Consider the following 12,663-nt stretch of genomic DNA (forward strand, 5'->3'; position numbering starts at 1 on the left):
AGTGATCTACAATTTTAAATTGTTACTTAATGTTAATAAGAATAATAATTGTTATAACACTAATGAACTTAAGAAAATGTTATGTATTTCAATTAATAGAAAAAACAGTTTTATTCTGGCGGCTGTATAAAATAAAGAAAACCGCCTCTTAGCCTGGCTTTCTGCTACAATTTCGTTCCCTGAACTTTCATCCTGATATAATTTTCGAAACAATATGCAATTAAATCCAAGCCAACAACAAGCGGTTGAATTTGTAACGGGGCCTTGTCTGGTTCTGGCTGGGGCAGGTTCTGGCAAGACCCGGGTGATTACTAATAAAATTGCCCATTTAATCCGCAATTGCGGTTATTTGCCTCGCTATATTGCAGCGGTCACCTTTACCAATAAGGCGGCCCGCGAGATGAAAGAGCGTGTATCGCAAACCTTAGGGCGCAAGGAAACGCGAGGGTTGATGATCTCAACTTTCCACACCTTGGGCTTGGAGATCATCAAGCGTGAATATAAAGCTCTGGGTATGAAGAGCAATTTTTCGTTGTTTGATGATCACGATCAGATGGTTTTACTGAAAGATCTCACGGCAGATCTGTTGGAAGAAGATAAGGATTTATTGCAAAAGCTTATTTCCAGTATTTGTAACTGGAAGAATGAATTAATTCCACCAGAGCAGGTGATCAGGAGGGTTCGTACGGCGCAGGAGCACCAATTTGCAGAGTGTTACCGTCGTTATGATTTACATCTGAACAGCTGTAACGTTCTTGATTTTGATGATCTGATTACCAAACCTACTCTGTTGTTAATGCGTGATGAAGAAGTCAGGGAGCGCTGGCAGAATAAAATTCGTTATCTGCTGGTGGATGAGTATCAGGATACGAATACCAGCCAATACCAATTGGTGAAATTGCTGGTGGGCAATCGTGCTCGTTTTACCGTGGTCGGCGATGATGATCAGTCCATATATTCATGGCGTGGTGCCCGTCCACAAAATTTGATCCTGCTGAAAGAAGACTTCCCGCAGTTGAATGTGATCAAACTGGAACAGAATTACCGTTCATCAGGACGAATATTGAAGTCAGCTAATATTCTGATAGCCAACAACCCCCATGTATTTGAGAAAAAACTCTTTTCAGAATTGGGCTATGGTGATCCCCTCCGAGTGATTGAAGCCAACAATGAAGATCATGAAGCTGAGCGGGTAGTGGGAGAACTGATCGCCCATCACTTTATCAATAAAACAGAATATAAAGATTACGCCATTCTTTATCGTGGTAATCATCAGTCCCGTATCTTCGAAAAAATGTTGATGCAAAACCGGATCCCTTACCGCATTTCGGGAGGGACATCGTTTTTTTCTCGGCCTGAGATCAAGGACTTACTCTCGTATCTGCGTGTTTTGATTAATCCAGAGGATGACAGCGCGTTTTTGCGTATCGTCAATACACCACGGCGAGAAATCGGGGCGGTGACAATCCAGAAGTTAGGTGAGTGGGCGAATCAACGTAACAAGAGTTTATATCAAGCCAGTTTTGATTTTGGACTGGAGCAGTATCTGACAGGACGTGGTTTGGCTGCATTGCAGCGTTTTACTCACTGGATGGATGAAATATCCAAACAGACGGAGTGTGAACCGTTATTGGCTGTAAGGGACTTACTGCGTGGTATGGATTACGAAAGCTGGCTATATGAAACTTCCCCCAGCCCGAAAGCGGCTGAAATGAGAATGAAAAATGTCAATCAGCTTTTCACTTGGATGAGCGAAATGCTTGAGGGAAATGACTTGAATGAATCAATGAGCCTTTCTCAGGTAGTGGCGCGCTTTACTCTGCGGGATATGCTGGAGCGTGGGGAAGAAGACGAAGAGCTGGATCAGGTTCAGCTGATGACGTTGCATGCTTCCAAAGGGCTGGAATTCCCTTACGTTTTTCTGGTTGGCATTGAAGAGGGGTTGTTACCACATCAGAGCAGTATTGATGAAGATAACATTGAGGAAGAGCGCCGTTTGGCTTATGTCGGCATTACCCGTGCGCAGAGAGAACTATTTTTTACTCTGAGCAAAGAGCGTCGTCAGTATGGTGAATTGATCCGCCCTGAGCCAAGCCGATTCTTGCTTGAGCTACCACAAGATGATCTGGATTGGCCACAAAGTAAACGCGTGGTTAGTGCGGAAGAGCGAATGAAACAGGGGCAGTCGCGTCTTGCAGATATTAAATCACGTTTAGGGCTTGGTCAGAAAAACGTAGGTAAGTAAGTACCTGTCCCTTTAGTTATTCTGTATTCTTAATGAATACAGAATAACTAAAGTAAAAGCTTAATCTAAACAGGGATTATTTTGTTCTTCAAGGAACAAAGACCACTGAACATAACCCTGCCATTTTATTTCTTGCTGTAATGCTTCTGCCCTGAGAGGATGCTGCATCTGTGCCTGCTCAGTATCCAATTGAGAACGTTGTTGAATATTGTGCAAGGTTCTTGCACGAATATCTTGTCCAATCGGTAAAAATCCGGATACTTCACGGACAACCAGCATATGGAAACTGTTTGAGCCTAAATCGATAGCAGCATAGAGCGAAGAAAAACCCAGCATAGTATTTATTCCGACATACATGTGTTATTTCAGCGCCGTATTGTATTAACTCGGACGTTGACGGTTGCGTGTTGGATTTCCACGGCGCGGCATATTAGAGCGGCGTGGGTGTCCCCCTGAGCGTGCGCGATTACGGCGCTTAGGAACTGGCAGATCTTGTAATAACGCATCACTATTATATTTGCTGACCGGGATTTGGTGCTGGATATACTCTTCAATGGCCGGCAAGTTCAATACATACTCTTCACATGCCAGGCTGATAGAATGCCCACTTTCTCCGGCGCGCCCTGTCCGGCCAATACGGTGAACATAATCTTCACAGTCATCCGGCAGATCATAGTTAAATACATGTGTCACCGACGGAATATGCAGTCCACGGGCGGCAACGTCGGTAGCCACCAAAATATCCAGATTACCCAGACTGAATTCCTCAAGAATACGCAGGCGCTTTTTCTGGGCGACATCACCTGTCAGAAGACCGACACGATGACCATCAGCAGCCAGATGGGCCCAAATATCTTCACAGCGGTGTTTGGTATTGGCAAAAATAATGCAGCGATCAGGCCACTCTTCTTCCAGCAACGTCTGTAACAGACGCATTTTTTCTTCATTGGAAGGGTAAAATAGCTCTTCCTGAATGCGGTGCCCTGTTTTTTGCAGGGGTTCTACTTCCACATATTCAGGATTATTCATCTGTTCAAATGCCAATTCACGCACCCGATAAGATAGTGTTGCAGAAAAGAGCAGATTCATTCTTTCCGTAGCTGCCGGAATGCGGCGGAACAGCCAGCGAATATCTTTGATAAAACCCAAATCGTACATGCGATCTGCTTCATCGAGCACGATGACTTGAATCGCACTAAGATGGATATGACCTTGTTTTGTATAATCGATCAAACGACCTGTTGTGCCAATGACGATATCAACGCCAGATTCCAGCACCTTAAGCTGTTTATCATAGCCGTCGCCGCCGTAGGCAAGACCCATTTTTAATCCAGTAACTTCCGACAATTCTTCTGCGTCAGAGTATATCTGGACAGCTAATTCGCGGGTAGGTGCCATAATCAGCGCTCTTGGCTGATTGATTTTACGTTCTTTCCCCACAGGATGAGTCAATAAGTAATGAAAAGTAGACGCTAAAAATGCCAGCGTCTTGCCTGTTCCGGTTTGTGCTTGTCCCGCAACATCTCGGCCTTCGACAGTAAAAGGCAATGTTAGCGCCTGTATTGGCGTGCAGTTGGAAAACCCTTTTTTATCAAGAGCTCCCAAGACCTTGGGGTGCAATGCGAAGTCGGAAAACTTCTTTTCTGTCAAATGTGTTTTGCTCATAGTGTGGTAAGAATATCAGTTAACTATTGCTTTAAGAAAGTGTATCCGCTGAAATAAAGACACCCTAGTGTTGGTTAAGGTACACTGACACTGTAAAAGATTTTACTTTTGGAGCAAAAAATGAATGAAAAAATTGTGAACGATGAAGTTGTGAATGCAGGTATCGTTCATTTGGCTGACAGTGATTTCAACGAAGATAAACTGAATGTAAAAGGTCCTGTCCTCGTTGAATTTTGGGCTGAATGGTGTGGCCCTTGTAAAATGATTGCTCCTATTTTGGATGAAATCTCTTCAGATTTTGCTGGTAAACTGAAAGTTGCTAAGCTGAATGTCGATGATCACACTGAAACAGCACCAAAATTCGGTATTCGCGGTATCCCAACAATGATTCTGTTTAAAGATGGTGAGAAGGTTGCGGTAAAAGTGGGCGCACTGTCAAAAACTCAACTGAAAGCGTTTTTGGAACCACACCTTTAATTTAGAGTCAGGTCACAGTAATTACGGGCGTTTAGCATATAGGATGATTTATCTTATTGACCGCTAGACGTCTGCTACGAAGCATGGTAAGTTAGCGATTACATGCTCGTATAAAACATTTCATGAGTGAATTTTTTATTTGATATAAAGGTTTATTGGTGTAAAGAGTTGACATTATGCATGTTGCATACTAAAAAACCTGTAGTATCTGATAAATCTGTTATTTCTGGATCACCTGAAGTATCTGATAGCATATCGCATTTGGTAAATTCGCTGAGTCTATATACAGGATATTTAGTATATGGCTTAGTTCGCTGATAGCGTTCTGATACTGAACATCTCTAAGCAGGATGTTTTTGTAGTTATAATTTTTATATACCCAATGGATTTCAAGATGCAGCGCGACGGCAAGGGAATGAATCCCCAAGAGCATAGCTAACTATGTAACTGGGGTGAGTGAGCGCAGCCAACAAAGCTGCAACTTGAAAGACGACGGGTATAGTTATAAACAGTGCTCATACCAAGATAATGCTTATGCTGAGATAGTTTTTATTTGAAATAGTTCTTATTATTGAAACTAACCACGTTTCGTTATTATCTCAGTCGTGTTTTGACAGTTTGTCAGTCTTATTTTGCAATCAATCTGAGTACTTCAAGTTACTGCCTTGTAATATAAATATGTTAGAAGGTTTTATTCGTTTCTGGTACAAATAAACAGGCACCGATAACGTTGCCATACCATTCACGTTCAGAGTTCGAGATATACCCCGAGTTAAAGAACCCACCATTATGAATCTTACCGAATTAAAGAATACGCCAGTATCTGAGTTGATTACTCTTGGCGAAAATATGGGGCTGGAAAATCTGGCTCGTATGCGTAAGCAAGACATCATTTTCTCTATTCTCAAACAACACGCAAAAAGTGGAGAGGATATTTTCGGAGATGGTGTGCTGGAGATATTACAGGATGGATTTGGTTTCCTCCGCTCCGCAGACAGTTCTTACCTTGCAGGTCCCGATGATATTTACGTTTCTCCTAGTCAAATCCGCCGTTTCAACCTCCGTACCGGTGATACCATTTCAGGGAAAATCCGCCCACCAAAAGAAGGTGAACGCTATTTTGCCCTGCTGAAAGTTAATGAAGTTAACTTTGACAAACCTGAAAATGCCCGCAATAAAATCCTGTTTGAAAACCTGACTCCGCTTCATGCCAATAACCGTCTGCGCATGGAACGTGGTAATGGTTCTACTGAGGATTTGACCGCTCGTGTGTTGGACTTGGCTGCTCCGATTGGTCGCGGTCAACGTGGTTTGATCGTTGCTCCACCAAAAGCGGGTAAAACCATGCTGCTGCAAAATATTGCAGCTAACATTGCTCATAACTACCCAGACTGTGTTCTGATGGTACTGCTGATTGATGAGCGTCCAGAAGAAGTGACCGAAATGCAGCGTCTGGTAAAAGGCGAAGTCATTGCTTCAACTTTTGATGAACCAGCTTCTCGTCACGTTCAAGTGGCTGAAATGGTGATCGAAAAAGCAAAACGTCTGGTTGAGCATAAAAAAGATGTCATTATCCTGCTGGATTCCATTACCCGTCTGGCTCGTGCATATAACACCGTCGTTCCTGCATCCGGTAAGGTATTGACTGGTGGTGTGGATGCGAATGCCCTGCATCGTCCAAAACGTTTCTTTGGTGCTGCACGTAATGTTGAAGAAGGTGGTAGCCTGACCATCATCGCCACTGCGCTGGTTGATACTGGTTCCAAAATGGATGAAGTTATTTACGAAGAATTTAAAGGTACAGGTAACATGGAATTACACCTGTCCCGTAAAATCGCTGAAAAACGTGTTTTCCCTGCTATTGATTATAATCGTTCTGGAACACGTAAAGAAGAGCTGCTCACTGTACAGGATGAGCTACAGAAAATGTGGATCCTACGTAAAATTATTCACCCAATGGGTGAAATCGATGCGATGGAATTCCTTATTAACAAACTGGCTATGACAAAAACAAACGAAGAATTCTTCGACTTTATGAAACGTTCATAGTTCCTTGAGTGAATTAACAGTTTTGTGAATAAATTGATAGCCCTGTAAAAGGGAATTCATAACACAGCAAAATTAGCTACTTTGTTAAAACGTCACATTTTTGTGGCGTTTTTTTATCCATCTTTTTACAGGTTAGCTGAAATGGCATATATATTGCTTTGTTGAATGGTTGGCTGAATATTTTACTGAACTAATACCTTAAGAATGGTTAGTAAATAATGATTGTTCATATCTATTCTATGGTTAGAGCGAGTGAGTATTACCATGCATTGATTTCCTATACACGGTAGGATGTCTAGTGTTAATACTAAACTTATGTATCCGTTGTCATAACTATCCATAAGTTAAACAATATAGATAACTTACCATTATTTTTGCAGAGAGCTGTTATTGTGAATATCCCCAGCATGAGTGTTGAAATTTTTTGCGTGTTTATATTTTCGTTTGTGTTTTTGTTCGTGGCACGCAAGATGGCAAAAAATATCGGTCTGGTCGATAAGCCGAATCACCGAAAACATCACCATGGCTTAGTCCCTTTGGTGGGGGGAATATCTGTTTTTCTCGGAGTCTGTTTTGCATTTGCTATAACCAGAGAGTTTATACCACATAAATGGTCATATCTGGCTTGTGCAACGGTATTGGTTTTTATCGGTGTATTAGATGATCGTTTTGATATCAGTGTGAAGATTCGCGCAACCATTCAGGCTCTGGTTGGTATCAGTATGATGTATTTTGCGGGCCTTAAGCTTGAAAGCTTAGGTAATGCTTTCGGTCCATGGGAAATGACACTGGGACCATTCAGCTATGTTATGACTTTATTCGCTGTCTGGGCCGCCATTAATGCTTTCAACATGGTGGATGGCATTGATGGCCTTTTGGGTGGATTATCCTGTGTTTCTTTCGGTGCGCTAGGCGTTTTATTGTACGAAAATGGTAATACGGGACTCGCATTTTGGTGTTTCACGGTTATTGCAGGAATATTACCTTACATTTTTTTCAACCTTGGGTTACTCGGAAAGCGTTTCAAAGTATTTATGGGGGATGCAGGAAGTACTCTAATTGGCTTTACCATTATCTGGTTACTGACGGAAGCGACTCAAGGAGAAAACCGTCCTATTAGCCCTGTGACGGCATTATGGATCATCGCCATCCCATTAATAGATATGGTTGCCATTATGTATCGTCGATTGCGCAAGGGGATGAGTCCGTTTTCTCCGGATCGCCAGCACATTCATCATCTGGTTATGCGTGCTGGTTTCACCTCTCGTCAGGCATTTGTCTTGATTACTTTGGTGGCAGGTTTGTTGGCATCTGTTGGAATTATTGGAGAACGGTTAAGTTTCGTCCCTGAATGGGTGATGTTGGCATTATTTTTGCTTGCATTTGTGCTGTATGGCTACTGTATCAAACGAGCATGGCGGGTAGCCCGTTTTATCAAACGGTGCAAACGTCGCATGCGTCGGGAAGCAAGTCATCATTAATATATTGACTTATCAAAGAGGTTTTGTGCAGTGATAAACTCAGAAACGAAATCTAAACAGGATCAACCTGCTATAGAGTATGAGTTGGATGTTCGTGCGTTATGTCGTGCTCTATGGAAAGGAAAGATATGGATTATCGCACTGGCAATGATTTTCGCTGCCGTCGCTCTGATTGTATCGTATCTGATGCAGCAAAAGTGGAGCGCAACCGCTATTGTAGACTTACCGACAACCAATAATTTGGGTAGTTATTATTCTCAACAACAATTTTTGCGCAATTTGGATACTCACATCAATGCCTCGCCAGAGGCACAATTGCCGACTATACCGGATGGTGCATATAAAGAATTTATGACGCAGGTGGCAGCGTATGACACTCGTCGCGAATTTTGGCTTCATTCTGATTATTACAAACAGCGCAAGGAAGGGAGAGCCAAAGCGGATGCTGTATTGCTGGATGAATTGATCAATCATATTCATATCATGCACAGTGATGGCAAAAATGTGCAGAATGACAGTATTAAATTGACAGCAGAAATGGCTGCCGATGCCAATCAGCTTCTACGCAAATATATTGCGTTTGCTAATCAGCGGGCGAGCGAACATCTGAATAATGAAATAAAAGGTGCATGGGCGACGCGTACCCAGTCGATGAAAGCGTTGGTCAAACGTCAGGTGATGGTGGCCAAGGCAATGTACACACGCGAATTGAATGTGTTGCAGCAATCACTGAAAGTGGCAGAGAAGCAAGGTATTCACCGTAATCAAACAGACATTCCTATCGAAGAGTTGTCAGAATCCAAAATGTTTATGTTGGGTACATCATTGTTACAGGCTCAGATTGAAACATTAGAAGCTACTGGTGCCAACTACAGCATCGATTATGATCAGAATATAGCGATGCTGGCGACATTGAATGTCGGTCCAACCCTGCAAGACACTTTCCAAACTTACCGTTATCTCAGAACCCCTGAGGAACCCGTTAGCCGGGATAGCCCCCGCCGTGTTTTCATGATGGTTATGTGGGGCGCTGTTGGCATGTTGTTTGGTGCAGGTTTTGCCCTGGTAAGGCGTCAGCGTTCCATCAGTTCAAATAAATAGCCGTATTTAAATAACTCATAGATTTTATTTAAGGTAATAGGAAAATAATGACTGTTTCCGGCAGCCTGCATTTTGTATGCGGATTGGTCGGAAGCAGAGATAGAAATAGCAATTAACCATGCCTTTTCTTAGAGTTATCTACAATGATTGACAAAATGAGAGAGCCACTGTGAAAGTGTTGACTGTGTTTGGTACTCGGCCGGAAGCCATTAAAATGGCGCCGTTGGTACACGCATTGTCTAGGGATGCTGCCTTTGATGCAAAAGTGTGTGTTACTGCTCAGCATAGAGAGATGCTGGATCAGGTTTTGCATTTGTTTGGGATAACGCCTGATTTTGATCTCAATATCATGCAAAAAGGGCAGGATCTTACGGATATTACATGCCGGATCTTGCAAGGTATAAAGCCTGTACTGGAAGAATTCAAACCAGATGTAGTGTTGGTACATGGTGATACCACGACGACCATGGCAACCAGTCTGGCCGCGTTCTATCAGCATATTCCGGTCGGCCATGTTGAGGCAGGGTTGAGAACGGGAGATTTGTATTCCCCGTGGCCGGAAGAAGCTAACCGTAAGATCGCCGGGCACTTGGCAATGTACCATTTTGCCCCGACGGAGAATTCTCGGAATAATCTTTTAAGAGAGTTCATTGCAGAAAACCGAATTTTTGTTACGGGCAATACGGTGATTGATGCTCTGCTCTTGGTACGTGACCGTATCATAAATGATAAAACGATGTATGGTCAGCTTGCGGGACTTTACCCTTTCATTGACCCGAATAAGAAGATCATTTTGGTGACAGGCCACCGTCGTGAGAGCTTTGGTAAGGGGTTTGAGCGTATTTGCGAAGCATTGGCGCAGATTGCCAGAACACATCCTGATGTTCAGGTTGTTTATCCTGTTCATTTGAACCCGAATGTGAGTGAACCCGTTAAACGTATTCTGCATAACATTGATAACGTTATTTTGATCAAACCGCAGGATTACCTGCCATTCGTCTATCTGATGAACCATGCCTACATAATCTTGACGGATTCAGGAGGAATTCAGGAAGAAGCCCCTTCTTTGGGAAAACCTGTGCTGGTCATGCGTAATACTACTGAACGACCGGAAGCAGTAGATGCAGGTATTGTGCGATTGGTTGGGACAGAAACCCAGACTATCGTTGCAGAAGTGACTCGTCTATTAAGGGATGACATCGCCTATCAACAAATGAGCCATGCCCATAACCCTTATGGTGATGGCCAGGCTTGCCAGCGAATTCTTGAAGCATTGAAGAAAAATCAGGTGACATTATGAGTTTTGGAACAATTTCTGTGATCGGCCTTGGTTATATTGGTTTGCCCACCGCAGCGGCATTTGCCTCTTGCCAAAAGAGGGTCATCGGTGTTGATGTCAATCAACATGCCGTAGAGACGATTAACCGTGGCGCGATTCATATTGTTGAACCTGATTTAGATAAAATTGTAAAGGTTGCGGTCGAGGGAGGCTACCTGAAAGCCGTGACTGCACCACAAGCTGCGGATGCTTTCTTGATTGCTGTACCTACTCCTTTCAAAGGGGAGCATGAACCGGATATGGCTTATGTGCGTTCTGCTGCTGAATCAATAGCGCCAGTCTTGAAGAAAGGTGATTTGATTATTCTGGAATCGACTTCGCCGGTTGGAACGACAGAACAAATGGCTGAGTGGTTGGCTGCGGCACGCCCTGATCTCTCATTCCCTCAACTGGCAGGCGAGAACTCAGATATTGATATCGCTTATTGCCCTGAGCGTGTTTTGCCGGGTCAAGTGATGGTGGAATTGATCAAAAATGATCGGGTGGTGGGAGGTATGACAGACAAATCATCCCGCAGGGCAAGCGAACTGTACAAAATATTCCTTGAAGGCGAATGTGTGATCACCAATGCCAAAACAGCGGAGATGTGCAAGTTGACTGAAAACAGCTTCCGTGATGTCAATATTGCCTTTGCCAACGAACTCTCTTTGATCTGTGCTGAGCAGGGAATCAATGTTTGGGAACTGATCAGTCTGGCAAACCGTCATCCCCGCGTAAATATCCTGCAACCCGGCCCAGGAGTAGGAGGGCACTGCATCGCAGTCGATCCGTGGTTTATCGTATCCCAGAATCCTGAACAATCCCGCTTGATTCATACTGCTCGTTTAGTAAATGATAGCAAGCCACGTTGGGTGGTTGATCAAGTAAAGGCTGCAGTAGCTGACTGCCTGACAGAGAGTGGCAAACGGGCGAATGAGGTCAAAATTGCCTGTTTTGGTCTGGCCTTTAAACCGAATATTGATGATTTACGTGAAAGCCCTGCGGTTCATATCACTGAAATGGTTGCACAGTGGCATGTGGGGCAAACCGTGGCTGTCGAACCTAATGTGCATGAACTGCCCAAGTCGCTGAAAGGTTTAGTGGAGCTGATAGATGTGGTGCAGGCATTGGAAGAGGCTGATGTTTTGCTGATGCTGGTAGATCACAGACAGTTTAAAGCCATTGGTGGTGATGCAGTAAAACAAAAATGGGTTGTTGATACAAAAGGAGTCTGGCGTTGAAACGAATTCTTATTACAGGTGGCGCAGGTTTCATCGGCTCCGCAGTTGTTCGCCACATAATCAACGAGACTGAAGACAGTGTCGTCGTCGTCGATAGTCTGACTTATGCCGGCAATCTTGAGTCATTGGCTCCGGTTGCTGCTCATCCTCGTTATACATTTGAGCAGGTTGATATCTGCCAGCGTGACGAGTTAGATCGCATGTTTCAGCAATATCAGCCGGATGCCGTCATGCATCTGGCAGCAGAAAGCCATGTTGATCGTTCCATTGATGGCCCTGCGGCTTTCATCGAAACCAATATTATTGGTACTTATACTTTGCTGGAAGCGGCGCGTGCATTTTGGCAGCAGCTGGATCAGGAAAAACAGTTGGCATTCCGTTTCCATCATATCTCAACAGATGAAGTCTATGGTGACTTACACGGCGAAGACGGTTTCTTCACTGAAACTACGCCTTATGCTCCGAGCAGCCCTTATTCTGCTTCAAAGGCTTCCAGTGATCATCTGGTCAGGGCATGGCATCGCACCTATGGTTTACCGACCGTAATCACCAATTGTTCGAATAACTACGGGCCTTATCATTTCCCGGAAAAACTGATCCCATTGGTGATTCTGAATGCGCTGGCAGGTCAGCCGTTGCCGGTTTACGGCAAGGGAGAACAAATCCGTGACTGGTTATATGTGGAAGATCACGCCCGGGCGTTGTATTTGGTCGTAACCAGAGCTGAGTCTGGCGAAACCTATAACATCGGTGGACATAACGAGCGCAGAAATATCGATGTCGTGGAAACGATTTGTGAATTGCTGGAAGAACTTTGTCCTGAAAAAAGATGGCCTGAAAGACCCGAGTGTATTATGCATTACCGGGATCTGATTACCTATGTGGCAGATCGTCCGGGGCATGACATGCGTTATGCCATTGATGCAGCAAAAATTGAGCGCGAACTGGGTTGGATGCCACAGGAAACATTCGAATCCGGCATTCGCAAAACTGTACAATGGTATCTGGAACATGAGAACTGGTGGCGCAGGGTGCAAGATGGTTCTTATGCAGGAGAACGTCTTGGGCTGGGAAATGAATAAGCCC

Annotated in this window: 10 protein-coding genes; 8 read left to right on the forward strand and 2 right to left on the reverse strand. The window is 43.9% G+C overall.

The features are described from left to right. The first annotated feature begins 214 nt into the window (after window positions 1-214). Entirely contained in the window at window positions 215-2,245 is a 2,031-nt protein-coding gene (gene rep, locus BM329_RS04550) for a DNA helicase Rep (RefSeq protein WP_092549563.1), read from the forward strand. A gap of 60 nt (window positions 2,246-2,305) precedes the next feature. Here rep and BM329_RS04555 read toward each other — a convergent pair whose 3' ends face one another. Next, complete coding sequence (locus BM329_RS04555; RefSeq protein WP_092549566.1) at window positions 2,306-2,581, reverse strand: hypothetical protein; 276 nt, start codon at window positions 2,579-2,581, stop codon at window positions 2,306-2,308. 45 nt (window positions 2,582-2,626) lie between these two features. Continuing rightward, entirely contained in the window at window positions 2,627-3,910 is a 1,284-nt protein-coding gene (rhlB, locus tag BM329_RS04560) for an ATP-dependent RNA helicase RhlB (RefSeq protein ID WP_092549569.1), read from the reverse strand. A 150-nt stretch (window positions 3,911-4,060) separates the two neighbouring features. On the opposite strand from rhlB, the gene trxA reads away from it, so the two are divergent. The 7 genes from trxA (at window position 4,061) to rffG (ending at window position 12,659) form a co-directional block, all read left to right on the forward strand. Continuing rightward, window positions 4,061-4,387: a thioredoxin TrxA gene (gene trxA / locus BM329_RS04565; protein WP_092549727.1), complete on the forward strand. Its 327-nt coding sequence runs from the start codon at window positions 4,061-4,063 to the stop codon at window positions 4,385-4,387. Between the two features lie 789 nt (window positions 4,388-5,176). Continuing rightward, on the forward strand, window positions 5,177-6,436 hold the full coding sequence (gene rho, locus BM329_RS04575) for a transcription termination factor Rho (RefSeq protein WP_092549572.1): 1,260 nt from the start codon (window positions 5,177-5,179) through the stop codon (window positions 6,434-6,436). Window positions 6,437-6,828: 392 nt separating this feature from the next. Continuing rightward, a complete protein-coding gene (gene wecA / locus BM329_RS04580) occupies window positions 6,829-7,917 on the forward strand; it encodes a UDP-N-acetylglucosamine--undecaprenyl-phosphate N-acetylglucosaminephosphotransferase (RefSeq protein ID WP_092549575.1) in 1,089 nt (362 codons plus the stop codon). Window positions 7,918-7,947: 30 nt separating this feature from the next. Continuing rightward, the gene (wzzE, locus tag BM329_RS04585; RefSeq protein ID WP_092549578.1) at window positions 7,948-9,018 is read left to right on the forward strand and encodes an ECA polysaccharide chain length modulation protein; all 1,071 of its coding nucleotides are present in this window, start codon (window positions 7,948-7,950) and stop codon (window positions 9,016-9,018) included. A 169-nt stretch (window positions 9,019-9,187) separates the two neighbouring features. Next, window positions 9,188-10,318: a non-hydrolyzing UDP-N-acetylglucosamine 2-epimerase gene (wecB, locus tag BM329_RS04590; protein WP_092549581.1), complete on the forward strand. Its 1,131-nt coding sequence runs from the start codon at window positions 9,188-9,190 to the stop codon at window positions 10,316-10,318. Continuing rightward, window positions 10,315-11,577 (forward strand): UDP-N-acetyl-D-mannosamine dehydrogenase, encoded by a 1,263-nt coding sequence (gene wecC, locus BM329_RS04595; RefSeq protein WP_092549584.1) that lies wholly within the window; start codon window positions 10,315-10,317, stop codon window positions 11,575-11,577. The genes wecB and wecC overlap by 4 nt, the downstream gene beginning before the upstream one ends. Beyond that, a complete protein-coding gene (gene rffG / locus BM329_RS04600) occupies window positions 11,574-12,659 on the forward strand; it encodes a dTDP-glucose 4,6-dehydratase (protein WP_092549587.1) in 1,086 nt (361 codons plus the stop codon). The genes wecC and rffG overlap by 4 nt, the downstream gene beginning before the upstream one ends. Window positions 12,660-12,663 lie beyond the last annotated feature (4 nt).

It is taken from the genome of Xenorhabdus koppenhoeferi, from assembly GCF_900116635.1.
Classification (GTDB): domain Bacteria; phylum Pseudomonadota; class Gammaproteobacteria; order Enterobacterales; family Enterobacteriaceae; genus Xenorhabdus; species Xenorhabdus koppenhoeferi.